Genomic DNA, 25420 nt, shown 5'->3' with positions numbered 1-25420 from the left:
CAAGAGTGATGCGATTTGTACCCAAGTTTCTGCTGTCGGCGATGGCGCCGGAGCACTTCCCTACTGCGGCGCGGACGTTCGATGCGCCGGAGGTTGCGTTTCTCGGACGGTCGAATGTCGGCAAGTCGTCGCTGATCAATACGCTGCTGGGGTCGAAGGAGGCGAAGGTGTCTTCGACGCCGGGGCGGACGCGGGCGATCAACTTCTTTGCGCTGCATGATGGGACGAGCCAGAAGCACTCGCAAAAGCCTTCGATGATCTTTGCCGATCTGCCGGGGTATGGGTACGCGAAGATCTCGAAGTCGATCTCGGCGGAGTGGCCTACGTTCATCGAGCCATACCTGCAAGAGCGGGAGCAGCTGGCGTTGTGCGTTTGCCTAGTGGATACCAACATTCCACCGCAGGAGAGCGACACGCAGCTGATTACAGCACTGCGGCAGATGCAGCGGCCCCACATCGTGGTGGGGACGAAGGCCGACCGTCTGGGCGGCAACCAACTGACCAAGTCGCTGGCTGCGCTGCGGAAGGCGCACGGCGTGGAACGGGTGCTGCCGGTGTCGTCCAAGACGCAGGATGGGGTGAAGCCGCTGTGGGCGGAGATCCTGGGTGTATTGCCGGAGTGAGACTGTGCCACCCTCCCCCGGTTTTTGGGGGTAAGATCCGCAGCCCATTGGAGTTAGGCTCGTAACCATACCGCTGGTTACTCTTCAAGGAACTACTCGGAAGAGCCAGGCCTGAGGCCGCGCTGTCTCCTGTTCCCTTCTTCTATTGTACGTGTGGTGTCAATAGTCGAGCTTGCTTGCGTTCGACGGCGAGAAGCGACAGTGTCACCACCCATATCAGCGAAAAGCGACAACCTGCAGACAATTCCATGACAATCCAGCCTTGAGTTCATTTCAGACTGAAGCGGTCGCATATAACTACGACCACAATGGTCGCCTTAAGTGTGCGGCATGGAGAACTCATGCGCAGTTTGTATTTGAAACGCTGTTTAGGACTTGTCCTGCTTTCGATCTTCGCCTCTTTCGCCGCAAAGGCACAGAGTGCCGGGATTCGTGGCTCAATTGTCGATCCCTCCGGGGCCACGCTTGCCGGGGCCCATATCGTTCTCTCCAGCCATGGAAGCGAAAGAATAACGACCTCCGACAACGCCGGTATCTATCAGTTTTCATCCCTTCCAGCCGGCACGTACTCGCTGTCGATCGAGGAGGCGGGGTTTGCCCGCTATGAGAACTCGTCCATCCGGCTCTCAAACGACGGCGTGGTCGACTGGCCAGTACGGCTTTCGCTTCAGTCGGCGTCTCAATCCATTGCCGTTCAAGGCGATGCCGATGCTTTGGAGCAGGTACCTACGGTCGGTAAAACCGGCACCATGCTCGAAGATATTCCGCAGAGCGTCGTCGTCATCGGCCACCAGTTATCCGACTCGCAGGGGGACCTTGAGCTGGCGGAGACGGTGCGCAATGCCAGCGGCGTGATCCAGGGCGGCACCGACGGGTTCGGATTCGGCGACCGGTTCCAGATTCGCGGCCTCGAAGCCCGCATCTACAACGATGGGTTCTCGGACGGAGACGAGCGCAACGGCATTCCGCACTCGCTCAATGGAGTGGAGCGAGTTGAGATCCTGGAAGGCCCGGGTTCCTCGCTCTTTGGCAGCGGGCCTCCGGGAGGCACGATCAACCTGGTGCACTACACACCTTCTCCGCGCTTTGGCGCAGGCGCACAGTTCCAGGCGGGCTCGTTCGGCCTGTACTCCGGCAGCGCCTATCTGACCGGAGCTACCGGCGTGCACGGACTGGATTATCGCATCGACAGCCTGATGCAGCACAAGGACGGCTACCGCGCACTGACGGCCGGGGACTACGAGATTCGGCCCGTGGTGGGCTTCACGGCCAGCCATAACGTGCTGCTGTTTGCAGGCGATGGCCGTTATCTGCAGGCTACTCCCGACCCCGCAGGCTTGATCTACTACAACCACACGCCCATCACGGTGGTGCCGCGCGAGACGAAGTACTCGACTCCGTTCGGTTTTGGAGACCAGTCCCTTGGGCGATTCACGGCCTCGGATGTGTGGCAGGCCACGCCGCTTGTCACAGTCAACAACCGGTTCTCATACATGTACCGTAACCTTTCTATTCTGAGAAACGGCGATGGCGGCTCGGTCGTGGGGTCCGCTCTCACGGGGCGCCAACTGCGCAACCAGCAGGATGTGCTGAACGACTTCGACTACGAAGGCGAGCCTGTCTGGAGCTTCCGTACCGGTTCGGTTCACCACACGCTGCTGACTGGCGTGGAGGTGCAGCATCAGGTGGACGTGTCGAACCGCTCGACCGCCGACCTGCAGAGCATCGCCAACATCTTCGCGCCGGTCATTCCTGAGACTTCGAGAGCTGGACTCAGCTTTCTGCGCGATGCGGCCCACTCCGGATTTCTCGATCATCTGAACGCCAGCTACGAAGGTCTCTATGCAACCGACCAGATCGACGTGACACCCCGCTGGAAGCTGCGCGTTGGTGGCCGCGAGGACTTTTGGCAGACGACGCTTGCTCCTCAGATCTTCGTTCCCGGACGAAGCCTCGGCAATGGTGTGCTGATCGAGCCGCCCAGTACCTACAGCCGCAACGACACACCCTTCAGCTGGAACGTGGGTACGGTGTATCGAGTGCTTCCGGGAGTTTCGACCTTCTTCGGCGTGGCGCACAGCAATCTCGTGAACTTCAGCTCTGAGGCCACGCAGAACGGCGTGGAGGCGCCTGAGAACGGCACGCAGTACGAGGCTGGTGTGAAGGTCGCTGTACTCAATGACCGTGTCCAGATGACAGCCGCAGCCTTCCACGTGATGCGCAATAATGTCTTCTCGCTGGTCAGCGATATTCCCGTCTTCAACGACCAGCTAACGCAGGGTGGTGAAGGCACGGTAGAGCTGGTGCTAAACCGGCGCTGGAAGTTGACGGCCAATGGCACCGGCATGCACGCCTCGTTGACGGACAACCCCTCGAACCCAGCAGCGACAGGGCGGCGGCCGCAGGGTGTTCCCAACCGCATCGTCAACCTGTGGACAAGCTATAACCTGCCGGTGGGCCGCGGCGAAACATTCACGCTCGCAGGCGGATTCACCAACCGCAGCAGCATGTTTGCCGATCTGCTGAATACGAACTCGATCCCGTCGTACACGACGGCGGATGCTGTGGCCAGCTTCAAGGCCCGTGGCTGGTCGGGTGAATTTGGCGTACGCAACCTTACGAATACTCTTTACTTCACGGCAGCAAATGGCGTGGGCGGGTTCGTAGGCGATGCGCGCTCGTACTTCGGCAGAGTCCAGTGGCAGTTCGGGAACAATCGCTAAGGGCAGGTCAGGCGGGACGGGACAGCCCATCTCGCCTGACCTGATTGCAATAGTGGTTGTGGTTTGCTGAGGGAACGGCTTTGGACAAAATCTCCGCTTGCGGTGCTGAGGTAGGCTCGCGCCTTCGGCTCTCGCTACGACAAATACAGGGGTTTCTCCGCTCCGCATCGCGATAAGGCTGCGATGCTCCGGTCGAAATGACAATCTTTTCGGGAGCCTCAAGAGTTTTGTGCAAAGCCCCAATGGAACCTTTCAAGGCTGCCGACGTATATTCGGACATCAGCGAAATCTTTTGTGCAGAAGGGACCGCCATATGCAGCGAAATGCCGTGAGGCTGTTGCGGATTTATCCAGTCTTTCTGGGAATTTTTGTGGTGCAGATGGGGATGGCCCAGACGCCGAAGACAAATACCGTCATCGAAAAAGACCCGCCCATGGCGGCGGACGCGACGCCCAGCTTTCTGGTTGCTGCGATCAGACCCAGTGATCCTGATGCGGCTGGCGGCTGGAGCTTCGAATCCGAAGGCCACCATATCAAGTGTGTAAGAGCCACCGTTATGGACATCCTGGCTGTCGCCTATGGAGTCCAGACCAGACAGATCGTTGGCGAACCGGCGTGGCTGAGCAAAGACCGATATGACGTCAGCGGAGTTCCCGACGTACCGGGCGTTCCCAATGTGACCCAGTTGCGGGGGATGTATCAGAAGCTGCTTGCGGAGCGTTTTCACATGGTGCTCCACCGCGAGATGCGTGAGATGCCTGTCTATGCCCTGACCGTGGCGAAGGGAGGCCCGCATCTCAAGGTCGCCGGTCCGGACGAGACCATGAACGCAGGGAATTCAGGCGACGGCAGCCAGCGGACCCTGAGGTTCACGAACATGTCGATGAAGGATTTGGCAGACAACCTGGACTTCTATGAGGACAGGCCGGTCATCGACCAGACCGATCTTCCCGGGCGATACGATTTCACGTTGAAGTGGGCCTACGATATCTCGGCGGAGAGCGGGCCGGGGGCGCCGCCGTCGCTGTTTACCGCGATCAAAGAACAGCTCGGGCTGAGGTTAGATGCGGTGAAGGGGCCGGCCGAGGTTGTCGTCATCGACCATGTGGAACGGCCGTCAGAAAATTAGAGCGAGCCGCTCCTGGCTCTCCCCCATTTCCATCCCGACTCTTCTGTTTCGGTTATTCTTGGTCTGACCACGGACAACGTATGCCGCAACGGATGGCTCGATTGTCACAGGGGAGGACACATTAATGGCGGCAGTCATACAGTATCGATGCGAGATTTGCGGCACGGAGAGCTCAAACCCGATCCACTGGTTCATGATCCAGTGCGATACGGATGAGTTGAAGGTGCTGAAGTGGAACGACGAAGCAGCTAACGCCCAGGGCGCACGCCACTACTGTGGCGAAGCTCATGCCAGTGTCTACATCAGCCGGTGGCTCGAGGCCTCGTGCTCGCCTTCCATGCCGGACTTTACACAGCCTTCGCACGGGTAGATGGAGTGCATGGTGTGATCAATCCTGAGTATGCCTTTTTTGTTTATATGCTGAGCAGCAAGTCTAGAAACCTGTACGTTGGTATGACCAACAACCTTCGGCTTAGGGTGACGCAGCATCGACAGTTGCGGGAAGGCACGCATACGGCCCACTACAACATCCACCGTCTGGTTTACTTTGAGCGGTTTCAGTATGTAAACAGCGCAATACGCCGCGAGAACGAACTGAAGTCGTGGACGCGGGAAAAGAAAGTCGCACTGATCGAGAAGGTGAACCCGACGTGGGAGGATTTAGCGGCGGGCATGTAGACGGGGCGCGCGCTTCGCGCGCGAAAAGCAGGTTCCTCACTTCGCTCGGAATGGAAAGAAAGAAAAGCAAGTGCAACGACAAAAACAAAGCGGTCCCGCAAACGATTTTGCGGGACCGCTTTGTTTTGCCTTCGCCGCAGTTACTCGCCGTAGTAGTCGAGGCCGAGGTGAGTGATGAGGTTTTCGCCCATGATGTGGCGCAGGGTGTTCTTGAGCTTCATGGACTGGATGAAGAGGTCGTGCTCGGGGTAGACGCCGGGCGCGGTATCGGGGTCCTTGAAGTAGAAGCTCAGCCACTCCTGGATGCCGAGGCCGCGGAGTACAGGGGTGCGGGCGGCGAGGTCCATGAAGAGGCAGAGGTCGAGCGCCAGCGGTGCGGCGAGGATAGAGTCGCGGCAGAGGAAGTCCACCTTGATCTGCATCGGGTAGCCGAGCCAACCGAAGATGTCAATGTTATCCCAACCCTCTTTATTATCACCGCGAGGCGGGTAATAGTTGATGCGGACCTTGTGGAAGATATCGCCGTAGAGAGCGGGGTTCTTCTCGGGCTGGAAGATGTGCTCGAGCACGCCCAGCTTGGAGACTTCCTTGGTCTTGAAGTTGTCCGGGTCGTCGAGGACTTCGCCGTCGCGGTTGCCGAGGATGTTGGTGGAGTACCAACCGCTGACGCCGAGTTGGCGGGCCTTGAAGCCGGGCGCGAGGACCGTCTTGATGAAGGTCTGGCCGGTCTTGAAGTCCTTGCCGCAGATGGGCGCGTTCATCTTCTTCGACAGCTCCTGCAAGGCAGGGATGTCGACGGTGAGGTTCGGCGCGCCGTTGGCGAAGGGGATGCCTTCCTTGAGGCAGGCCCAGGCGTAGAGCATGGACGGAGCGATGTCCGGATCGTCGTCGACGAGGCCCTTCTCGAAGGCTTCGAGGGTCTGGTGGACGGCCTTGGGCTCGTGGTAGATCTCGGTGGAACCGCACCAGATCATGACCTGGCGATCAGTCTTGGTCTTGAACTCGGCGATGTCGTTGCGGATCTGGTTGGCGAGGTCGCACTTGTTCTTGCCGACCTTCTTGTCCTTGGCGGTGAGGCGCTTGACGTAGCGCTCCTCGAAGGCTGCGGGCATGGGCTCGATGGATTCGAGGAAGGGCTTCATGCTCTCAAGCTGGTCGCGGTCGAGCACGGCGGCGGTCTTGGCGGCGTCGTAGAGGTTGCCGCCGAAGATGTCCCAGCCGGTGAAGACGAGGTCGTCGAGAGGAGCGAGGGGGGCGAAGTCCTTGATGAGCGGGGTGCGGTCGTCGGTGCGCTTGCCGAGACGGATGGTGCCCATCTGCGACATGGAGCCGATGGGCTGGGCGAAGCCGCGGCGGACTGCCTCAACACCAGCAATGAGCGTGGTGGCAACCGCGCCCATGCCGGGGATCATGATGCCAAGTTTGCCTTTGTGGGGAGTGATATCTGCTGCGGAAGACTGAGCCGCGGCATTAAGCTTCGCGGCGTCGGGTGTAGACATTTTCTGGGCGTACCCTTCTAAGAACAAATTCTCCGGTTTGTGCGGACAAGTCAGTATCGCTCACCGCGCTATGCAGGTGCAAGACGCCGCTTGGGCGTTCGGTTAGCGGTGTTGGGAGTCCTCGCCCTCCGCGGCTAAAGCCGTTCCGATGCGCGGTCGAGTGACGGCGGGACTGAAGTCCCGCCCCTTCAAAACAAACGCTTGTACAGGAGGTAGCGACGGTTTTGCTAAGCGTTTTCAGCGCCGGTGCGGTTCTTCCAGTGGGTCCAGAGGAACCAAATGGCGGCGAGGACGATGACGATCTCCACACTGAGTTGGAAGTGGTGGAAGATGGCCTTGAACCGTGGGTCGGAGTTCCATTTAGCGCCGAGCTTCATGCCGATGTAGGCGAGCACAAAGCACCAGGGCCAGGAGCCGATGAAGGTGTAGATGTGGAAGCGGACCTGGTTCATGCGGGCGATGCCTGCCGGGAAGGCGATGAAGGTGCGGACGATGGGGAGCATCTTGCCGATGAGGACGGCAATGGAGCCGAAGCGTGCGAAGAAGCGGTCGGCGAGGTCGAGGTCGTGGCGGTTGAGGAGGATGTAGCGGCCGTAGCGCTCGATCATGGGACGGCCGCCGCGGGCTCCGAGCCAGTAGGCGGGAATGGAGCCCAGGTTTGAGGCCAGCGAGGCGACGGTGGCGAGGAGGATGAGATCGCTGAGCGAGTGACCAAGCTTGAAGCCGGCGAAGGGCATGATGACCTCCGACGGGATGGGGATGCAGGCCGACTGAAGCGCCATGAGCAAGAAAACGAGTCCCCAGGCCGAGGCGGCGGAGAGGCCCAGAAGGAAGACGGTGAGCTTGGTAATCATCAGAGGTGAGTATATCGACGTTACGCTAGAGTGCCGTCAAACCACTGCGCAGCGTTCGCCGCGGGAACGCGCACGGACAGAAAGAACTCCCCAAACGATGCGTAGACCGCGCTCACCTTATCGAAACGCATTTCGTAAATGAGCTTTTTGAAGACGACCGGATCATCCGCGAAGAGGTCCACGCCCCACTCCCAATCATCGAACCCGATCGAACCGGTAATGATCTGGCGGACGAAATCCGCATAGCGACGCCCAATCAAGCCATGCTCGTGCATCATGGCCCGACGATCGGCTATCGGCTCTGTATACCAGTTCACGCTCTCTCCACGCTTGCGGTCCATCGGATAGAAGCAGAGGTACTTCGCCGGCGGAATAGCCGGGAATAAACGCGTAGCCAGCGAGGCAAACGTTCGGGCCGTAGCTTCTTTGATTCCCTCATTCCACTCCGCCGTCCCAGGCTCCAGACCGGCTTCAGCCAGTTGTGTATAAATTTTTTCCGACGATTCGTAGAGCCCCAGCTCCACCACCGAAAGATAGGAGCTCGACAGTTGCAGATACGGATAGATACCGCTCTGCGCCAGCTCCAATTCGACCCGGTTCAGCTCTTCCAGAGAGTCGCGAAAATGGATCAGCGTGAGATCGCCCTTGTGACCGATCTGCGAGAACAGCGCGGATTGGTTTGGATGCGCCCTGCCTGTGCCCCGCTCCCAACGGCCGAGCATCTCGCTGAATTCTCCCGCGAGTGCGGCGCGTTCTGTTGCAGGAAGTTTCTTCCAGGCGGTCCAGTCAAAGCGAAACATCTGGTGCAAGACACTGGAACCTTCAAGAGTGATGGGTACTTGCGGCAATTCTGACAAGGCAATTTCTCCGTTCAAGAACCATTATCAACCCTGAGGTGAAGGAGCAGCACTCCCCCCGTCCACCTCTCCCTGCGCTACCCTAGCAACCATGCCCACGAAGTCCACCACGACCAGGCAGCCACGCAAAGGCCTCACCCCACCCCAGAAGCTCACCCCTACCGAGCGCAAGCTCGCCATCGAAGGGGTCCCCGCCGCGAAGGCCAGGAAGATCGCAGCCAGCGAACCCCTCTTCGCCAAGCTCAAAAACGGCAAGACGAAGACGCCGCTCGCCCCTGAGCGTCTCGCCGCCATTCTTGATGGACTTCGCCGCCTCTACCCCAACGTCGTCTGCGCGCTCACCCACCGCAACGCGTTTGAGTTGGTGATCGCTACGGCACTTTCGGCACAGACGACCGATGTGAATGTGAACAAGGTGACGCCTACGCTGTTCAAACTGTATCCAACGCCGAAGGCGCTGGCTGCGGCATCGCTGCCGGAGATTGAAGAAGTCATCCGGAGCACGGGGTTTTACAAGTCCAAGGCCAAGAACATTCAGGGCGCCGCTAAAGTTCTGGTTGAACAGTTTAGCGGTAAAGTGCCGGAAACAATTGAGGAACTGATCCAGCTTCCTGGGGTCGCGCGGAAGACGGCGAATGTGGTGTTGGGGAGTTGGTTTGGGATTCCGGCCGGGGTGGTGGTGGATACGCATGTGCTACGAATCAGCAAGCGACTGGAGCTGACCAAGTACGATGAGCCGGTGAAGGTAGAGCAGGACTTAATGCAGATTCTGCCGCAGGACCGATGGATCCAGTTCAGCCACGAGGTGATTCATCATGGGCGGCAGATTTGCCTGGCACGGAAGCCGAAGTGCGCGGAGTGTGGAATCGAGACGCTCTGTAACGCTGTGGATAAGACGTGGAGCTCACATTAATGCTTACGATGTAAGCATCTTTTTATGTGTGGGTTGTCGCTAAGACTTTATGTGAAGAAGAGCGGCGGACACCTTTTCCACAAGAGCAGGAATGGTGGGCTGATCGGCTTCGGCGTGGGGCGGCAGGCCGTGGCCGCGGAGCACGGCTGAGGTGATGGGACCGATGGAGATGCGGAGCGGAGCTGGGGGTAGAGTGAGACTGGCTGCATTGAGTAAAGCAATTAGATTGTTGACGGTAGAACCACTAGTGAAGGTGACGGCTTTGGGGTAAGTGGCTGATGTTGAGAAGAGCTCACGGATGGCCGGGATGGAGTCGGCGGGAATGATGTTGCGGTAGACAGGGGCGAGGGTGACATCGGCTCCGGCGGCTGTGAGGGCTTCGGGGAGGATGTCTCGAGCGGCTTCGGCGCGGGGGATGAGGAAGCGGGTTGCGGTGCCGTCGGGCTGTTTGGCGTAGGGGGTGAGCGCGGCGGCGAGGGACTCAGCGACAGCTTGTGGAGGGACGAGAGTGGGTTTTATACCGAATGGTTCGAGGGCTCGGGCGGTGGCGGGGCCGATAGCGGCGATGCGGAGGGATGCCGTCAACTTGGCTCCCTCCGGGGCTGAAGCCCCCCTGCTTGCAGGGTTGGATTCAGGGGCCTGAAGGCCCCCGCTCTCTCCGGACGGGCTGAAGCCCGTCCCCTTCAAAGCCGCGAGGCGTTGGAAGAAGGACTCCACCGCATTGGTGCTGGTGAAGATGATCCAGTGGAAGGTGGGGAGGCTGGCGAGGGCGGCGTCGAGGGGGGCGGAGGTGGTGGGTGAGGCGATCTCGATGGTGGGGATGAGGATGGGTTCGAGGCCGCGAGCGCGGAGGGCTTCGGCGAGGGCCGAGGCCTGGTGCGGGGCGCGAGTTACTAGGACTCGTTGTGACACGAGTCTTATTAGAGCGCATTTCCAGCGGGTGTAGAGGTGATGCAAGCAGAACTGCAGGTCTCTCCGCTACGCAAGACGATACAGCCGTCCTGCTCCGGTCGAGATGACAGATTTTTCGCCAATGACCGGTAGAACGCCCGATCTAAAATCAATGGGCTTCGGGGGCTTTGCCGCCGACTTTGAAGTTGGTGGTGAACCACACGAGCGGGGCGACGACGAGGGTGATGACGCCGAGCCAGTGGAAGACGTCCATGAAGGCGAGGAGCTGGGTCTGCGCCTGAAGCTGGGCGTAGATGCGGGTGGTGGCGGCGTAAGTGGAGTCCGCGGCGGAGTAACCGTGCTGCTGGAGGTAGGTGGCGAGCTGGTGGATGGAGCTTTGCAGCTGCAGTGAGGTGGAGGTGCTGGCGGCCCCGACGCGCTCCTGGTGGAAGTTCTGGCGGCGGTCGGCCATGGTGGTGGCGAAGGCGATGCCGAAGCTGCCGCCCCAGTTGCGGAAGAAGTTGGTGAGCGAGGACGCCTTATTGTTTTCGTTGGGCTTGAGCTGCGAGTAGGTGATGACCGAGAGCGGGACGAAGAAGAAGGCGTAGCCTAGGCCCTGCAGGGCGCGGGCGAGGGCGTAATGGTTGTAGTCGGTGGCCAGGTTGAAGTGACTGTAGTGGATCATGGCGATGCCGACGGTGATGAGGGCTCCGAAGAGGAGGATGCGGGGGTGGACGATCTTGCGCTGGACGAGTTGTGCGCCAACCGGGGCGAGCAGGGTGATGACGAACGCACCCGGCCCGAGGACGAGGCCGGCGTCGATGGCGCGGTAGCCGTAGAGCGTCTGCAGGATCTGCGGGATCATGGTGGTGGACGCGAAGAGGCCGAGGCCGAAGATGAAGTAGTAGAGGTTGGCGATGGCGAAGTTGCGGGTCTTCAACATGCGGAAGTCGATGACGGGGTCGGCGACGTGGAGCTCCCACCAGACGGCGAAGCCGAGGCAGGCGATAGCGATGACGAACATCATGCAGATGAAGCTGGAGCCGAACCAATCGTCGATCTGGCCGCGGTCGAGGAGGACTTCGAGGGCTCCTGAGCCGACGGCGATGAGGGCGATGCCGAGGGCGTCGATGTTGAGCTTGCCGGGTTTGCCGTCGGTGCTGGGCTTGCGGACGGTTTTGCGCTCCTCCGCGAAGGATGCGGGGTCCGAGACGAAGCGGTTGGTGAAAAAGAGCGAGAGCAAGCCGATGGGGATGTTGATGAGGAAGACCCAGCGCCAGTTGAAGTTGTCGGTGATCCAACCGCCGAGCACGGGGCCGATGGCCGGGGCGGTGACGATGGCGACGGTGTAGAGCGCGAAGGCCGAGGCACGCTTTTCTGCCGGGAAGGTGTCGACCAAGATGGCCTGCTCGACCGGGGCGAGGCCGCCACCGCCGATGCCTTGCAGGACTCGGGCCATGAGCATGATGCCGAGCGAGGGAGCGATGCCGCAGAAGAAAGACGTGATGGTGAAGAGGGCCACGCAGGCCATGTAGTAGTTCTTGCGGCCGAAGACTCGGGAGAGCCAGGCGGACATGGGCAGAACGACGGCGTTGGCGACGAGGTAGGTGGTAAGAATCCAGGTGACTTCGTCGTAGGAGCGGCCGAGGCCGCCGGCGATGTACGGGAGCGAGACGTTGGCGATGGAGGTGTCGAGCAGCTCCATGAAGGTGGCCAGGGTGACGGTGAGGGCGATAACCCATGGATTGATGAGCTTGCGGGCTGCGGGTGCGCGGGCCGGAGCGAGTTCGGGGGCGGCGACGGCAGTTGCCATGGGGACTTACCTCACAAAGCTGGAGTCTTTGATCACGTGTGCGTTAACCGCGTGTGCGATAAAAGAAACCGGTTGGTCTCTTTTTGAATCAGATGAGTGGGAAAAGAGACCGATGCGTCTTTTTTTTCGGTATGCTGTGAAACGCGAGGTTTAGCGATGCGAGAGGGCGACGCTGGGTTAACAAAAGGCGAGGCCACGCGGCTGTTCATCCTGGAGCAGGCGGCGCCGATCTTTAATCGGCGGGGGTATACGGCGTGCTCTATCCAAGAGCTGATGGATGCGACGGGGCTGGAGAAGGGCGGGATCTACCGGCACTTTTTGAATAAGGAAGAGCTGGCGGTGGAGGCGTTTCGGTATGCGCTGTCCAAGAGTGTGAAGACGCGGACGGAGCGTTTGGAGGGGATTCCGAATGCGGTGGACAAGTTGAAGCGCGCGGTGTCGGTGTTTGTGGAGACGCCTTCGGTGATCGATGGCGGGTGCGTGCTGATGAATACGGCTATCGACTCCGACGATGGGAACCCGCGGCTGCGTGAGCTGGCGCTGGAGGCCCTGAATGGCTGGCAGAACCGGCTGGCGAAGATTGTGATTGCAGGGATGCGAGCGGGAGAGATTCGCAGCGGTGTGAAACCAAGACAGCTGGCGAATACGATCATCGCTACGCTGGAGGGCGCGTTGATGATGAGCCGCCTGCAGCGCACCCAGAGCGCGCTGCGCGATGCGCAGACGACGCTCAATGGTGTGCTGGAGGGTGTGCGGTGTCCGAAGTCGCGGTGAACGCGCCTTTGGGCGGGTTGCTTCTTACTTCTTAGGGTAGACGACTTCGAGGGTGCGGATCTCCCAGGGCTTGATAGGGAGGTTGATGGTGTCGCCGCTGATGGATAGGTGCTGCGCGTTGGGCAGCGGGGTCTCCATCAGGTTGGTTTCGACGGCGTACTCGGCGCCGGCGGGGATGTGGAGGTGGACGTCGGTTCCCTGCCCTGTGGCTTCGTACATGCGGAAGATGAGGGCGTTGGAGTCCTCGGCCTTCTTGACGGCGGAGAGGACCACGTTGGGGTTGTCGACGGCGGCGAAGCTGTGGGTTGCAGGCAGCGTGCCTGTGTGCGAGAAGACCTGCTCCGCAGTGAGCGGCGTGTTGAGCTCGTAGCCGCGGTGGACGGTTTCGGCGTGCTGCCAGGTGCCGGTGTGGGGGTAGATCTCGTAGGTGAAGTGCTGCTTGCCGCGGTCGGCGTCTGGGTCAGGCCAAATGGGCGAGCGCAGCAGCGTGAGGCGGAGGACGTTGTTGAGGCCGTCGTAACCGTACTTGCTGTTATTGATGATGCTGACGCCCTGCTTGCTGTCTCCGAGGTCGGCCCAGCGTTGTGCGGGGACTTCGAACTGCGCCTTCTCCCAACTGTTGTTGCGGGTGGTGGTGCGTTCGATGGCGCCGTAGGGGATCTCGTACGTTGCCTTCGGGCCTGAGGCAGCGAGCGGGAAAGCGGCCTTCAGGAGGACGTGAGTCTCGTGCCAGTCGACGTCGTTGGCGACGCGGACGAAGTCGGCGCCGGCGTCGAGGGAGATGTCCTGCGTGAAGTGCGAGGACTGCCAGGTGCGCTCGATGCGGATGGTCTTGCGGAGCGGACCGTCTTCGACAACTTTGATGGAGTCGACGTGGTCGATGGGGGTGAAGGGGACGTCGTAGGTGCCGGGATCGACGTTCCAGGCGTCGTAGTTCTTGGGCTTGTCGACGTAGGTTTCAAGCTGGTTGCCGCAGGTGTGCGGGGCGAAGTACTCGGTGCCCTGCTCGGTGAGGCTGGTGATGCAGCCGTGTTCCTTGTCGACGGAGAGCTTGAGGTGTGCGTTGGAGAGTGTGTAGGCGGAGCCGGTGTCGTCGACACGGAGGTCGGCAGTGTCGGGCTTGACGGCCTCGCTGTTGGCGCTCTCGGCGTGGAGCACGGTGTAGCCGAGGGCGGGCACGTTCTCTACGCGGACGAGGACATCGAAGCTGTCGGTGCCGGCGACGTGGTTGGTGATCTGCGAGGGGATAACGGTTCCCTTCGCGTCGGTGAGAGTGATGGCGTTGGCGGCTTCGGGGAGCTCGACATGGAGTTTGACGAGCTCCGTGCGCGGCCATGCCATGGTGTTGTTGACGATGACGGGGACTCCGACTTTGCCGCGGGTGTCGATGCTGGCGTCGATGGTGCTGAGGGCCTTGTCGTCGATGAGCTTGTCGGCGTTGAAGACCTCGGTGTAGTCCTTCTGTGCATCGCGGTAGATGACCGCGATGCCAGAGCCGGCGGCGAGGTCGTGGAACTGGTTGAAGGTGATTTTCTTCCAGTTTTCGGTGAGAACGTCGTTGGGGTACTTGTCGCCGTCGAGCCAGGCTAGGCTCGCGTATTTTTCGGCATTGAGGGTTGCGGTCTCGCTGCGGCGCATGTTTTGTTTGTGCTTCGCCTGGGTGGTGAAGACGCCACGGTGGTACTCGAAGTAGAGCTCGGAGTCCCAGGTGGGGATGCCTACGTCACCTTTGGCATCGGCCGGTGGTGCGGTGTAGCCCTTGGCGATGGAGTCGTAGTTCCAGGTGGGCGAGTTGGGGTTGAGGTGCGTCTGAACGTCGTCGAAGTAGTGCTGCGCGGTGCTGTAGCGCATGGTGGGGACGGCGTCCTGCGTGGTCTTGCCGGCAGCGATCCAGTGGTCGGCCTGGTCGAGCATGTCGCGGGTGGGGCCGCCGCCGTGGTCGCCGATGCCGTAGAGGTCCATGTGCTCGAAGGTGCCGGGGTTGCGCTCGGCGGACTCGGCGTAGTCGGCCGAGATGCGCGAGGGGTTGACGTTGTCGTGGACGTAGTCGGTTGGGAAGTAGGTGAGGACCTTAGAGCCATCGGGCGATTCCCACCAGAAGAGGCGGAACGGGAGTTGATTGGTGTCGTTCCAGTGCATCTTCTGGGTGACGAAGTAGTCGATGCCGCTGCGCTTGTAGATCTGCGGGAGCTGCCAGTTGTAGCCGAAGCTGTCGGGGTTCCAGCCGATAGTGGCGGTGACGCCGTAGAGCTTCTGGAACTCGCGTTGGCCGACGAGGATCTGGCGGACGAGCGATTCGCCACCGGGGAGGTTGAGGTCGGGCTCGACCCACATGCCGCCGACGATCTCCCAACGGCCCTGCTTGATGCGCTGGGCGATCTGCTCGTTGAGCGCGGGGTACTTGTCGGCCATCCACTCGGAGTACTGTGCGGCGGACTGGGTGTAGGTGTAGTCCGGGTACTCGTTCATGAGCTGGAGCGCGGTGGTGAAGGTGCGCTTGACGACGTCGATGGTTTCGCTGCGCGGCCAGAGCCAGGCGGCGTCGATGTGCGAGTTGCCAGTGAGGTCAACCTTCGCGGTAGCGAGCACCGAGTGCAGCGGATCGAGGGTCTGCTGGGCCTTGCGGAGCGAGTCGTCGAAGGCCTGCTGGTTCCCTGCTGCGAGGGCTTTGGTATCGATAGCAGCGATGGCCTGCTCGACGGTGGGCAGGAGGTCTTTGCGCGGAGCGGGCAGCGCGGGTAGCAGGTTTGCTGCGGTGAGGCACTCGATGCGAATGTCATCGGGGTTAGGACGTCCGCCGGTGGGTGGGACGATCTTCATGTTGACGCCGGTGAAGCTCTTGTCGTCGACGGTGTGGAGGAGCTTGACGGCGACGAGGACCTTGTCGCCGGGGTGGGCGGGCTCGAAGAGGACGATGGGTTCGAGGTCGTCACCGAGAGCGACGCGGCGGCCGTTAAAGTAGATGATCTGTGGCATGGGGCCGTTGGCGTCGGCGCGGAACTGGAACCAGATGGTAGAGCCGGTGAGGTCGTAGCCGTTGAGGGTTTTGGGAACCTCGATGGTGCGGCGGTACCAGACGGCGTCCTTGGGGGCTTTGACGGAGTGGCGCGGTTCGGGCGTCTGGACGAGCGGCCAGGATGAGTCGTCGAGCGAGATGGACTCGCCGTGGGGGATGTCGCCGGCGTGGAAGCGCCAGGCGCCGCCGGGGAGGGCGTTGAGGGTCTCCAACGTGTGCAGCTTGGCGATGGCAGAGGGAGAGAGGTTCTTCTGCTCGCGAACGGGCGTGAAGGACTGCGCGAAAGCGAGGGACGACGTGAGAGCCAGAGCAAGCGTTAGAACACGGAAGCGCATGGGCGCAAGGGTATCAAATCCGGCACAGGAAAGTGAGCAATTGATGGCTAAATTGTCAGTCGGCTTGGGCTGAGTGGCCGGGGACCCTCCCCCGGTTTGATGGGTAAGATCCGGAGCGGATTGGAGTTAGGGGTGTATACCCTTTGGTTTGCACTTTGGTCGAGGGTGAGACGAGAGTTGAGAAAGAGCGCAGACGACGAAACCCCGCCTGAGCGGGGTTCTACCTACAGTTCTATTGTACGGGCGGTGTCAAGAGGTAGAGGGCAGTGGGTCGGTGTTGAGCAGACGCAGGACGGCCTCCACCGCTACACGATCTTCGTGCTGGTGGGAGAGCCGGCGCTTCAGGATGCCGGAGGAGCTGAGGACGATCATGCCGTGCAAGAGCGACCAGAGCGAGACGGCACGCTCAGAGACCTGCGGGGCGGAGAACTCGGGGTTGGCTTCCGCGATGACGTTGCAGACTAGGTTGAAGCCGAGGTTAGCTGCGGACTTGAACTCAGGTTTGGCGTCTGCCGCGGCGCGGACTTCGGGTAGAAACATGGCGCGGTAGTAACCGACCTGAGTGCGGGCGAAGTGCAGATAGGCGAGGGTGAGTTCGGTGGACTTCTGCGGGTAGGTGTCACCCTGCGCGGCGGCGTTGCTGAGGGAGTCGAAGAGGAGATGGAAGCCTTCGGTGGCGAGCGTGACGAGGAGCTCGGAGCGGTCTTTGAAGTGGTGGTAGGGGGCGGCGGTGGTGACGCCGAGCTTGCGGGCGAGGTCGCGGAAGGAGAGGACGTGGGGTTCGGGGCCGGAGAGGGCCTCCAGTGCGACCTGCATGAGGGCGCGGCGGAGGTCGCCGTGGTGGTACTGCTCGTCGCGGATGGTGGTGGGCGGATGGGTGGTGGTCTTTGACAAAGTGGCCTCCAGACCAGTGTAATCAATCTAAGCGTTGCTTAGATTGAAGGTGCAGAGAGCCAGCTTATTGGCGCTCTTCCCTTCTGGAGGTTTAACGATGAGGATCAAGTCGCTGCATGGGTGGTTGCAGGAGTATGTGTATCTCTCTGAGCTGGAGTTGAGCCTGGGGTATCACGATCTGCTGAATCCGCGGACGGAGTCGCTGTTGTATGGCGTGCGTGTGCGGTCGTAGTGGAGCTTTGCCCAAAACTGCGCGTTTGCCGTTTTTGTAGTTGAGGTACGCTCGTGCCTTCGGCTCTCGCTACAGCAAATACAGGGGTTTCTCCACTCCGCATCACGATGAAGCTGCGATGCTCCGGTCGAAATGACAAGCTTTTTGGGAGGCCGAAGAGTCTTTGGGTAAAGGCCCCACCGCGTGACAGGAGCGGGCGTTGTTTGGCTCGGTGCATGGCTACGGCACGAAGACGATGCGGGGCTTTCCGATGTCGTCCCAGGCTGCTTTTACCTGCGATAGCGGGACAACTTTTGGGTTGATTTGAAGCTGTGCAGGGATGAAGGCGTCGAAGACACTTTGGATGGCGGCGAGCAGGCGGGGCATGGGGACGCTCTTGTTGCCGCTGCCCATGAGGACGATGGCGGAGGAACGCAGGGCCGCACCGGGAAGCTGGATCTCGCCGCCGCTGAGGCCCCCGACGTGGACGAAGCGGACAGGAGTGGCGTCGTCGATAGCTTTTGCGATGGCGACGATGATGGTTTCGGCGCTGACGCCCCAGAGGTAGTCGATGACGACGTTGATGCCGAGAGCAAACTGCTCTTTGAGCGCGGCTTCGTACTGCCTGCGGCCCTGGGGATTAACGGGCTCGAGGTCGAAGGGGATGAGGACATCGGCACCGAGGGCGCGGAGGTCTTCGAGGGCGTTTGCGTCGCGGGCGGTGGCGATCACTTTTGAAGCGCCGAGGTACTTTGCGAGCTGCACCGCGAGTCGGCCCGCCGTTCCGGTGGCGCCGTTGATAAGCACCGTTTCGCCAGGCTGCAAGTGAGCGCGCTCGACGAGAGCAGCCCAGGCGGACATGCCGGGGTTCGCTATGGCCGCGGCTGTGATGTCGTCGATGTCCGGGGGAAGCTCGATGCACTGGCGGGAACGCACGACGGTGCGTTCGGCCATGGCCCCGTTGGGGGCTTCGGGCAGGACGAAGTAGACGCGGCGGCCGTCAGATGTGGTGCCGACGCCGTCTGCGCCTACAACTGCCGGGAAGACGCCATCCGAACTGTAGTGTGAGCCGGAGGCGCGGCCTTTGGTGAAGTGGCTGAGGGCGGAGGCGTGGACAGTGATGAGCTCTTCGCCGGCGCTGGGGGTGGGGTTGGGGAAGTCGGCATATTGGGGAGTTTGGCCGGGGCCATAGACGACTGCTGCCTTCATTGGAGTACTCCTTGGTGGAAGAATTGCGGCCATAAATCTAACCTTGTTAGATTACTCGAACACGGGTAGATTTTCAACTGCCGCGCTGCTACCCTGCTGCTATGAAGGTGAATCGCGAGATGGTTGTGCGGGCAGGATTGGACCTGCTGAACGAAGTGGGGCTGGAGCAGCTTACCCTGCGACGGCTGGCGACGGAGTTGAAGATCCAGGCGCCGACGCTGTATTGGCACTTCAAGAGCAAGGAAGAGCTGGTTGATGCGATGGCGACGCTGGTGCTGGCCGAGGGCGCTGCCGGCCTGGTGCCCGTGAAGGGTGCGAGTGACTGGGCCGTGTGGGTCCGTACGTTTGGAATGGGATTGCGGGAGGCCCTGTTGAAGTATAGGGATGGTGCGCGGATGGTGGCGGGGTCCCGCCTGACGGACACGGTTTATATGGAGACGACGGAGCGCGTAGGGCAGCGGCTGGTGGAGGCTGGGTTTTCCGTGCGGCAGGCGGTGGTGCTGCTGAGCACGGTGTATACGTTCACGGTGAGCTTTGTAATTGAGGAGCAGGCGGTGTTTCCGCGGCCGGGTGAGCGGTCGGCGGCATATGACCTGGAGGCGCGCAGGGCGAAGCTCGACGCGAAGAGGTTCCCGCTGTCGCGGCAAAGCGGCGGGGTCCTCTTCGACAGGTTCGAGCAACGCTACAGGGAGAGCCTGGGGCTGATTGTGCGAGGCGCTGAGAGTGAGGGTTAGAAGTCCTCGGTGAAGGCGACCTCGCCTTCGACGGCGGTCTGATAGGCGGAGACGCGGCGCTCGAAGAAGTTGGTGAGTTCCTGGACGTCCTGAAGGTCCATGAAGGCGAAGGGGTTTTTGGCGTTGAAGGCGGGAGCGATGCCGAGGCGCTGGAGGCGGGAGTCGGCGACGTAGCCGAGGTACTCGCGCATGTCGCGGAGGCTGAGGCCGGCGACGCCGCCGGCGAGGAGGTCTTCAGCAAACTGGGTTTCGCAGTCGACGGCTTCGCGGAGCATGGTGACGACCTGGGCTTCGAGCTCGGCGTCCCAGAGATCGGGTTCTTGTGCGCGGACGACGTTGACGACCTCGAAGGCGAACTCGAGGTGGCAGGACTCATCGCGGAAGACCCAGTTTGTCCCTGCAGCGAGGCCATGGAGTAAACCTTTCGAGCGGAAGAAGTAGACGTAGGCGAAGGCGGCGAAGAAGAACAGGCCTTCAATGCACGCGGCGAAGCAGATGAGGTTGAGCAGGAACTGGCGGCGGTGCTCGCGAGTTTCGAGCGTTTCAAGCTGCTGGATGGAGTCCATCCACTTCATGCAGAAGTCGGCTTTTTTGCTGATGCTGGGGATGTTTTCGACGGCAGCGAAGGCGGCGTTGCGCTCTTCGGGGTCGGGGACATAGTTGTCGAGCAGCGTGAGGTAGAACTGCACGTGGACTGCCTCTTCAAAGAGCTGGCGCGAGAGGTAGAGGCGCGCTTCGGGGCTGTTGATGTGCTTGTAGAGGTTGAGCACAAGGTTGTTGGAGACGATGGAATCGCCGGTGGCGAAGAAGGCGACGAGGCGTTGGATGACGTGGACCTCGGCGGGGGTGATCTTGGTTTTCAGATCGGCGAGGTCGGTCTGGAAGTCGACCTCTTCGACGGTCCAGGTGTTCTTGATGCCGTCGCGGAACATGTCGTAGAAGACTGGGAAACGCATGGGGCGGAGCGTGAGGCAGAGACCGGGGTCGAGGATGTGGTCGGGGGCGGCGACGGAGGAGTGGCTGGACATTTGTGGTCCTTTCGGTGGCTCGATGGAGAGTGTGCAACCCACCTTAGCGACGATGATGCCGTCGCGAAGATGGGGCACCCAGAGGTTGTGGTGGTGCAAGCAAAATACAGGGGTCTCTCCGCTTCCGTTGGTCGGTCGAGATGACGGAGGTTGGTGGAGCTATTGGCAGGCTTCGCAGGACTCGGGGTTTTCGAGTGAGCAGGCTATGGCTGCTGCGTCCGTGGTTGTTGCGGTGGTTGCGTTGGAGGCTGCGGCGTTGGTGCGGGTGCTGGCGGTGGCGACGGTGGTCTTGGCGATCTTTGTCGCAGGGCGCGAGCGAAGGTAGTACGTGGTCTTGAGGCCCTGCTTCCAGGCGTACATGTACATGCTGGAGAGCTTGCCGATGTTGGGGGATTCAGCGAAGAGGTTGAGGGACTGCGACTGGTCGATGTAGGCGTTGCGCGCGGCGGCCATGTCGATGAGGGCGCGCATTGGGACTTCCCAGACGGTGCGGTAGAGGAGCTTGAGGTCGTCGGGGAGGCCTTCGATGTTTTGTACGGAGCCTTCGGAGAGCTTGAGCTTCATACGCATGTCTTCTGTCCAGAGGTTGCGGGATTGCAACTCTTCGATGAGATAGCGGTTGACCTGCAGGAACTCACCGGAGAGGGTTTCGCGCTTGAAGAGGTTGGAGATCTGCGGCTCGATGCACTCGTAGCAGCCGACGATGCTGGCGATAGTGGCTGTCGGGGCGATGGCGATGACCAGAGAGTTGCGGACGCCGTGCTGGGCGATGCGGGCGCGGAGAGCGTCCCAGCGGGTTGTGTCGGACGGAGTGACGTTCCAGAGGTCGAACTGGAAGTGGCCCTTGGCGAGGCGCGTGTCGGCGAAGGTATTGTGGGGGCCGTTGGCTTCGGCTAAATCGCAGGAGGCGACGAGGGCGTGGTAGTAGATCTCTTCCTGGATTTTGGTTGAAAGCGCGTGGGCTTCTGCGCTGTCGAAGGGGAGATGGAGTTGGAAGAAGACGTCCTGCAGGCCCATGATGCCGAGGCCGATGGGACGCCACTGCGCGTTGCTGGAGGCGGCGCCGGGGATGGGATAGAAGTTGATGTCGATGACGCGGTCGAGCATGGGGACCGCGGTACGGACGGTTTCGGCTAGCTTGATGAAGTCGAAGGTGGGCTGGTTGTTTTCATCGACCGTGATATGGCGGGCGAGGTTGATGGAGCCGAGGTTGCAGACGGCGGTCTGGTCCTTCGACGAGACTTCGGTGATCTCTGTGCAGAGGTTGGAGAGGTGCACAACGTTGCCGGGAGCGCCGGTCTGGTTGCACTTGAGGTTGGTGGCGTCTTTGAAGGTCATCCAGCCGTTGCCGGTTTCGGCGAGCGAACGCATCATGCGGAGGTAGAGATCGCGGGCCTTGATCTGTCGCTTGTAGAGCTTCTGCGCCTCGGCTTCTTCGTAGAGAAGTTTGAAGGGCTCGCCAAAGAGGTCGGGGAGGTGTGGGACGTCTTTGGGGTCGAAGAGCGACCACATGGCGTCGGCTTCGACGCGCTGCATGAAAAGGTCGGGAATCCAGTTGGCGAGGTTTAGGTTGTAGGTGCGGCGAGCGCCGTCGCCGGTGTTTTCGCGGAGCTCGAGGAAGGACTCGATGTCGGCATGCCAGGGTTCGAGGTAGACGCAGCAGGCGCCTTTGCGCTTGCCGCCCTGATTGACCGCCGCGACGGAGGAGTCGAGCGTGCGGAGCCAGGGGATGATGCCGTTCGAGAGGCCGTTGGTGGCGCGGATGAGTGAGCCCTCGCTGCGGACGCGATGGAAGGCCACGCCGATGCCACCGGAGAACTTGGAGAGCAAGGCGACGTTCTTGTAGGTGTCGTAGATGCTGTCGAGCGAGTCGCTGGGACTGTCGTGGAGATAGCACGAGGACATCTGCGGGTGCTTGGTGCCGGCGTTGAAGAGTGTGGGCGAGGACGGCATGTAGTCGAGCGAGGCGATGAGGCGGTAGAAGGCGATGGCCTCATGCGGAGAGCCGGCGAGGCCGCAGGCGACGCGGAGGAAAAAGTGCTGCGGAGTTTCGATGACGCAGCGCGAGATGGGATCGCGGAGCAGGTAGCGGTCGTAGACGGTGCGGAGACCGAAGTATTCGAAGCGGTCGGAGAGAGAGTCGTCGATGGCGTGGTTGAGCTTGCGGGCGTGGGTGGCGACGAACTCGGCTGTGGCCTTGCCGACGACGCCTTCGGCGTGGCCGTAGGCGATGGACTGCGAGAAGCTGTGCAGGTTGAGCGCGGAGACCTCCTTGACGATGGTGGCGAGGAGGAGGCGCGCGGCGAGGCGCGAGTACTGCGGCTCCTCGGCGATGAGGGAGGCGGCGGTGTCGATGGAGATGGTGTCGAGCTCGCGGGTGGTGGCGCCGTCGTAGAGGCCGCCGATGGTCTTGCTGGCGACGCGGATGGCATCGACGTGCGAGAGGCCATAGGAACTGCGCTGGACGGCGCGGACGATCTTGTTGACGTCGACGGGCTCAAGCGCGCCGTTGCGCTTGCGGACGTGCATGACGGGCATCTCCTCGCGGACGGGAAAGCCGGGAGTGATGTCGGCGAGTGTGGTCTGGGTGTGGATGGAGTCAGCGGCGGCCATGGGTGGTTCCTCCCAGGCCTCAGAGTGTGTGCGAAGAGACAGCGACCGCCGCGCGTGCTGTGCGGAGGACAGAGGGAAGCTGTCACCTCGCCTCCCCTCGGAGGCGTGTGCGATGTTTCCATGGCAGGTCTTCGGACTCTGCAGGTTCGGACCTAATGACCCTGACTTCCCGGTTTGTCCAACCAGTGTCTTCAGTTAGGGCGTTCGTACCTGCTTACCGCTGCGGGGCAGTTCCGGAGTTTCACCAGATTCCCTTTTCACTCCACTCTTGCGAGAGGAGACCGTGGAATAAAACGACTATAGCTTGTGGTCAGAGGCGGGGCAAGACTATAGGTTGTGGATATGTGAGGGAGGTGCCGTGGAATGTGCGCGAAAGAAATTTATAGCGAAACAGAAAGCTCCGCTCATGGGGCACATGGGCACCATGAGCATTCTGGTCATAGGAAGAGAGCGATGACCGGCGAGGTCGGTGCAAGCACTGCCGGGCTATACTCGGCTTGTTCCGGAGGATGTGCGATGGCGGATGTCGATGTTCTGTTGAAACCGCGAGAGGCTGCGGCAGCGCTGGGTGTGAGTTATCCGACGCTGAAGCAGTGGATACTGGCCGATAAGCTGAAGACAGTAAAGACGCCAGGGGGACACCACAGGGTGCCGGAGAGTGCGCTGCGTCCGCTGATGAAGACGAAGCCGGAACCTGCGATGAGGATTTCGCGCGAGCGGTACCGCAAGGTGAGCGGGCGTAATCAGCTGTTGGGCGTGATTGAAGAGGTGACGATCAGCGGGTTGATGGCGAAGATCGTGCTGAAGATCGGCGATCAGCGGATCACGTCGATCATTACATCGGATGCGGTGCGTGAGATGCAGCTGCGCAAGGGGCAGACGGCTGCCGCGCTGATGAAGTCGACCGATGTGATGATCGAACGGGTGTAGAGGGACAGACAGTAGTGCAGTAGGGTAGACAGTAGTGAAGAGCGCGTGGAAGCTTAGCCTTTGCGTTGAGACTTGCGGCGTGGGCTTGCGGGCTTGAGGGACTTTTTGAAGAGGTCCCAGTAGCGCTCGGTCTGGTCGGCGTAGTTGTGGGCGAAGCTGAGGATGGCGTCGTCGAAGCGGCAGTTCTTGCCGAGGTAGGCGGCGATGGCGACGGGGTCTCCGGCGCGAGCGTGGCCGCGGGCGAAGAGCTCGCCGCAGAGATCGGCGTAACCGAGCAGCGAGTCCGCAGTGAGAGTGGTGAGGTCGATGGATGCCTTGTGGTCGTTAAGCTGGCGGACGAGGTAGTCGCGGCCTTCGATGGTGGTGTAGCCGAGGAAGGGGTCGCTGGTGAGCTGCATGGCGCGCTGGCCGTCCATCACACGGTGACCGTTGTGGGTGTGCTGCGAGCCTTCAGGCAGATAGGGCGCGTAGGCGGAGGCGGTCTCCTCCTTGACCTGCAGGAAGAGCGGGTCGGACTTGCAGTCGTGCGTGCCTTCAAGGTAGATGACGTAGTCGTGCCAACCGACGGAGCCAGTGCCGACGACTTTGAAACCGACGTCAATGGGGCGGTACTTGTCGAGGAAGTGGCGGCGCTCAGGTTGCAGTGTCCGCGAGTAAGGGCCGAGGGAGGCGAGGACGTTGTCGGCTTCTTTGCCGGTGATGCGGCGGAGGAGTGGCGGGTCGGAACGGAAGTGGCGGTCGGCTGCTCCCTCCGGGGTTAAAACCCCTTTCTTACTTGCCTGTTTATGAGACCCAAGGCTGAAGCCTTGGGGTACCTGGGTATCGCCTGTCCCTTTCAAAGCTTTGGCGTTCGATGCCTTGTTGTTCTTCGCGCTCTTGCTGGTGGACTCGGTGAGGGATTTTAAGGTCTTGTCGACGGTGGAGCGCTCGGCCTGCGCGAGGATGGCGGGCATGGGGTCTATGTGGGCGAGGCGGTGGATCTGATAGCGGGCGAGTTCGAGGATGGGAAGTTCGGCGAAGGTGTGCATGTGCTCGCGATAGCGGGCGAGGAAGTGCGAGACGGCTTTGTGGCGCGCGGCGAGCTTGATGCCGGCTTCGCGGCCGCCGAGGATAAGGCTGGTGGCGAGGCGCTTGACGTCGAACTCGAAGGGGCCGCGGATGGTCTCGTCGAAGTCGTTGATGTCGAAGGTGAGGCCGCCTGCGATTCCCTTTGAGAGGCCTGCGGCCGGTGCGGAGAAGGCACCGAGGTTGGAGATGTGGGCGTCGCCGCAGAGCTGGGTGATGAGGCCGGTGTTGGGTTGGGCGGCGAGGTCGAAGGCCATGATAGGCACAGCTCCCCGGTAGAAGCTGAAACAGCTCTCGGTCATGCGCTCATGCTTGATGGCGACGAGAGACTGAATGCGGTCTTTTTCCGAGGCGCGGAGGAGCGCTATGGGGTCGTGCGCGGCGGCATGAATGTCGATGGAGGCGTGGGCGCGGCGCCCGAGCTGCTTGCGGGCGGCGTGGCCGAGGGCGGCGCGCTCGGAGGGCGGCAATGGCGGGGTGAGCGTGGACATGTCGTGGTTGCTCCTGCGGGCGAAACGGTGCCTGTGAAAGCTTATAGCGGATGGGGCTGCGGGTATACACTTTTGCTTTGGCGGTTCGTTTGGCCCAAGATTTGTGGCAATGCGAGCAAACTGCAGGTCTCTCCACTGCG

Annotated in this window: 21 protein-coding genes and 1 riboswitch; of the genes, 10 read left to right on the top strand and 11 right to left on the bottom strand. The window is 61.3% G+C overall.

Translation table 11 applies throughout. The features are described from left to right. Positions 1–8: 8 nt before the first annotated feature. From yihA to GOB94_RS15670, 5 genes are all read left to right on the top strand, one after another. Positions 9–623: a ribosome biogenesis GTP-binding protein YihA/YsxC gene (gene yihA / locus GOB94_RS15690; RefSeq protein WP_182276783.1), complete on the top strand. Its 615-nt coding sequence runs from the start codon at positions 9–11 to the stop codon at positions 621–623. A 341-nt stretch (positions 624–964) separates the two neighbouring features. Continuing rightward, positions 965–3346: a TonB-dependent receptor gene (locus GOB94_RS15685; RefSeq protein ID WP_182276782.1), complete on the top strand. Its 2382-nt coding sequence runs from the start codon at positions 965–967 to the stop codon at positions 3344–3346. 313 nt (positions 3347–3659) lie between these two features. Beyond that, a complete protein-coding gene (locus GOB94_RS15680) occupies positions 3660–4475 on the top strand; it encodes a TIGR03435 family protein (RefSeq protein ID WP_182276781.1) in 816 nt (271 codons plus the stop codon). Positions 4476–4599: 124 nt separating this feature from the next. Continuing rightward, positions 4600–4845 carry a hypothetical protein gene (locus GOB94_RS15675; RefSeq protein WP_182276780.1) on the top strand — a complete coding sequence of 82 codons (246 nt, stop codon included), beginning with the start codon at positions 4600–4602 and terminating at the stop codon, positions 4843–4845. A gap of 14 nt (positions 4846–4859) precedes the next feature. Continuing rightward, complete coding sequence (locus GOB94_RS15670) at positions 4860–5153, top strand: GIY-YIG nuclease family protein (protein ID WP_182276779.1); 294 nt, start codon at positions 4860–4862, stop codon at positions 5151–5153. A gap of 140 nt (positions 5154–5293) precedes the next feature. On the opposite strand, the gene GOB94_RS15665 is transcribed toward GOB94_RS15670, so the two are convergent. The 3 genes from GOB94_RS15665 to hemQ all read right to left on the bottom strand — a co-directional run bounded on the left by GOB94_RS15665 (position 5294) and on the right by hemQ (position 8381). Next, positions 5294–6565 (bottom strand): inositol-3-phosphate synthase, encoded by a 1272-nt coding sequence (locus GOB94_RS15665; protein ID WP_255484439.1) that lies wholly within the window; start codon positions 6563–6565, stop codon positions 5294–5296. A gap of 314 nt (positions 6566–6879) precedes the next feature. Further along, positions 6880–7506, bottom strand: a complete 627-nt coding sequence (locus GOB94_RS15660) for a DedA family protein (RefSeq protein WP_182276777.1) — start codon at positions 7504–7506, stop codon at positions 6880–6882. A 20-nt stretch (positions 7507–7526) separates the two neighbouring features. Further along, positions 7527–8381 carry a hydrogen peroxide-dependent heme synthase gene (hemQ, locus tag GOB94_RS15655; protein ID WP_255484057.1) on the bottom strand — a complete coding sequence of 285 codons (855 nt, stop codon included), beginning with the start codon at positions 8379–8381 and terminating at the stop codon, positions 7527–7529. Between the two features lie 73 nt (positions 8382–8454). Between hemQ and nth the strand changes: the two genes are divergently transcribed. Then, a complete protein-coding gene (gene nth / locus GOB94_RS15650; RefSeq protein ID WP_182276776.1) occupies positions 8455–9276 on the top strand; it encodes an endonuclease III in 822 nt (273 codons plus the stop codon). A 39-nt stretch (positions 9277–9315) separates the two neighbouring features. Here nth and GOB94_RS15645 read toward each other — a convergent pair whose 3' ends face one another. Then, a complete protein-coding gene (locus tag GOB94_RS15645) occupies positions 9316–10188 on the bottom strand; it encodes a uroporphyrinogen-III synthase (protein WP_182276775.1) in 873 nt (290 codons plus the stop codon). A 148-nt stretch (positions 10189–10336) separates the two neighbouring features. Beyond that, positions 10337–11980, bottom strand: a complete 1644-nt coding sequence (locus tag GOB94_RS15640; RefSeq protein ID WP_182276774.1) for a DHA2 family efflux MFS transporter permease subunit — start codon at positions 11978–11980, stop codon at positions 10337–10339. Positions 11981–12136: 156 nt separating this feature from the next. On the opposite strand from GOB94_RS15640, the gene GOB94_RS15635 reads away from it, so the two are divergent. Then, the gene (locus GOB94_RS15635; protein WP_182276773.1) at positions 12137–12754 is read left to right on the top strand and encodes a TetR/AcrR family transcriptional regulator; all 618 of its coding nucleotides are present in this window, start codon (positions 12137–12139) and stop codon (positions 12752–12754) included. Between the two features lie 24 nt (positions 12755–12778). Here GOB94_RS15635 and GOB94_RS15630 read toward each other — a convergent pair whose 3' ends face one another. Both GOB94_RS15630 and GOB94_RS15625 read right to left on the bottom strand, forming a co-directional pair. Beyond that, complete coding sequence (locus GOB94_RS15630; protein ID WP_182276772.1) at positions 12779–16105, bottom strand: glycoside hydrolase family 38 C-terminal domain-containing protein; 3327 nt, start codon at positions 16103–16105, stop codon at positions 12779–12781. A 249-nt stretch (positions 16106–16354) separates the two neighbouring features. Further along, a complete protein-coding gene (locus tag GOB94_RS15625; RefSeq protein WP_182276771.1) occupies positions 16355–16999 on the bottom strand; it encodes a TetR/AcrR family transcriptional regulator in 645 nt (214 codons plus the stop codon). Between the two features lie 97 nt (positions 17000–17096). Between GOB94_RS15625 and GOB94_RS16975 the strand changes: the two genes are divergently transcribed. After that, positions 17097–17231: a hypothetical protein gene (locus GOB94_RS16975; RefSeq protein ID WP_255484056.1), complete on the top strand. Its 135-nt coding sequence runs from the start codon at positions 17097–17099 to the stop codon at positions 17229–17231. A gap of 219 nt (positions 17232–17450) precedes the next feature. On the opposite strand, the gene GOB94_RS15620 is transcribed toward GOB94_RS16975, so the two are convergent. Beyond that, positions 17451–18419 carry a zinc-binding alcohol dehydrogenase family protein gene (locus GOB94_RS15620; RefSeq protein WP_182276770.1) on the bottom strand — a complete coding sequence of 323 codons (969 nt, stop codon included), beginning with the start codon at positions 18417–18419 and terminating at the stop codon, positions 17451–17453. 119 nt (positions 18420–18538) lie between these two features. On the opposite strand from GOB94_RS15620, the gene GOB94_RS15615 reads away from it, so the two are divergent. Further along, positions 18539–19153: a TetR/AcrR family transcriptional regulator C-terminal domain-containing protein gene (locus GOB94_RS15615; protein WP_182276769.1), complete on the top strand. Its 615-nt coding sequence runs from the start codon at positions 18539–18541 to the stop codon at positions 19151–19153. Here the strand turns inward: GOB94_RS15615 and GOB94_RS15610 are convergent. Beyond that, positions 19150–20181, bottom strand: a complete 1032-nt coding sequence (locus GOB94_RS15610) for a ribonucleotide-diphosphate reductase subunit beta (RefSeq protein WP_182276768.1) — start codon at positions 20179–20181, stop codon at positions 19150–19152. The genes GOB94_RS15615 and GOB94_RS15610 overlap by 4 nt on opposite strands. A gap of 159 nt (positions 20182–20340) precedes the next feature. Continuing rightward, on the bottom strand, positions 20341–22794 hold the full coding sequence (locus tag GOB94_RS15605; RefSeq protein WP_182276767.1) for a ribonucleoside-diphosphate reductase subunit alpha: 2454 nt from the start codon (positions 22792–22794) through the stop codon (positions 20341–20343). Between the two features lie 104 nt (positions 22795–22898). After that, positions 22899–23095: riboswitch (cobalamin riboswitch) on the bottom strand. 215 nt (positions 23096–23310) lie between these two features. Here GOB94_RS15605 and GOB94_RS15600 point away from each other — a divergent pair. Continuing rightward, the gene (locus GOB94_RS15600) at positions 23311–23724 is read left to right on the top strand and encodes a TOBE domain-containing protein (protein WP_182276766.1); all 414 of its coding nucleotides are present in this window, start codon (positions 23311–23313) and stop codon (positions 23722–23724) included. 53 nt (positions 23725–23777) lie between these two features. On the opposite strand, the gene GOB94_RS15595 is transcribed toward GOB94_RS15600, so the two are convergent. Then, positions 23778–25280 (bottom strand): DUF2252 domain-containing protein, encoded by a 1503-nt coding sequence (locus tag GOB94_RS15595; RefSeq protein WP_182276765.1) that lies wholly within the window; start codon positions 25278–25280, stop codon positions 23778–23780. Positions 25281–25420 lie beyond the last annotated feature (140 nt).

Source organism: Granulicella sp. 5B5 (assembly GCF_014083945.1).
Classification (GTDB): domain Bacteria; phylum Acidobacteriota; class Terriglobia; order Terriglobales; family Acidobacteriaceae; genus Granulicella.
The sequence above is the reverse complement of the archived record's forward strand: the minus strand, read 5'-3'. Positions and strand labels throughout refer to the sequence as shown.

What these genes read in the sequence shown, in the direction of transcription:
- yihA (WP_182276783.1), top strand. Translation starts at nt 9, where the DNA reads ATGCGATTTGTACCCAAGTTTCTGCTGTCGGCGATGGCGCCGGAGCAC.
- GOB94_RS15685 (WP_182276782.1), top strand. Translation starts at nt 965, where the DNA reads ATGCGCAGTTTGTATTTGAAACGCTGTTTAGGACTTGTCCTGCTTTCG.
- GOB94_RS15680 (WP_182276781.1), top strand. Translation starts at nt 3,660, where the DNA reads ATGCAGCGAAATGCCGTGAGGCTGTTGCGGATTTATCCAGTCTTTCTG.
- GOB94_RS15675 (WP_182276780.1), top strand. Translation starts at nt 4,600, where the DNA reads ATGGCGGCAGTCATACAGTATCGATGCGAGATTTGCGGCACGGAGAGC.
- GOB94_RS15665 (WP_255484439.1), bottom strand. Translation starts at nt 6,565, where the DNA reads ATGATCCCCGGCATGGGCGCGGTTGCCACCACGCTCATTGCTGGTGTT.
- GOB94_RS15660 (WP_182276777.1), bottom strand. Translation starts at nt 7,506, where the DNA reads ATGATTACCAAGCTCACCGTCTTCCTTCTGGGCCTCTCCGCCGCCTCG.
- nth (WP_182276776.1), top strand. Translation starts at nt 8,455, where the DNA reads ATGCCCACGAAGTCCACCACGACCAGGCAGCCACGCAAAGGCCTCACC.
- GOB94_RS15640 (WP_182276774.1), bottom strand. Translation starts at nt 11,980, where the DNA reads ATGGCAACTGCCGTCGCCGCCCCCGAACTCGCTCCGGCCCGCGCACCC.
- GOB94_RS15635 (WP_182276773.1), top strand. Translation starts at nt 12,137, where the DNA reads ATGCGAGAGGGCGACGCTGGGTTAACAAAAGGCGAGGCCACGCGGCTG.
- GOB94_RS15630 (WP_182276772.1), bottom strand. Translation starts at nt 16,105, where the DNA reads ATGCGCTTCCGTGTTCTAACGCTTGCTCTGGCTCTCACGTCGTCCCTC.
- GOB94_RS16975 (WP_255484056.1), top strand. Translation starts at nt 17,097, where the DNA reads ATGAGGATCAAGTCGCTGCATGGGTGGTTGCAGGAGTATGTGTATCTC.
- GOB94_RS15620 (WP_182276770.1), bottom strand. Translation starts at nt 18,419, where the DNA reads ATGAAGGCAGCAGTCGTCTATGGCCCCGGCCAAACTCCCCAATATGCC.
- GOB94_RS15615 (WP_182276769.1), top strand. Translation starts at nt 18,539, where the DNA reads ATGGTTGTGCGGGCAGGATTGGACCTGCTGAACGAAGTGGGGCTGGAG.
- GOB94_RS15610 (WP_182276768.1), bottom strand. Translation starts at nt 20,181, where the DNA reads ATGTCCAGCCACTCCTCCGTCGCCGCCCCCGACCACATCCTCGACCCC.
- GOB94_RS15605 (WP_182276767.1), bottom strand. Translation starts at nt 22,794, where the DNA reads ATGGCCGCCGCTGACTCCATCCACACCCAGACCACACTCGCCGACATC.
- GOB94_RS15600 (WP_182276766.1), top strand. Translation starts at nt 23,311, where the DNA reads ATGGCGGATGTCGATGTTCTGTTGAAACCGCGAGAGGCTGCGGCAGCG.
- GOB94_RS15595 (WP_182276765.1), bottom strand. Translation starts at nt 25,280, where the DNA reads ATGTCCACGCTCACCCCGCCATTGCCGCCCTCCGAGCGCGCCGCCCTC.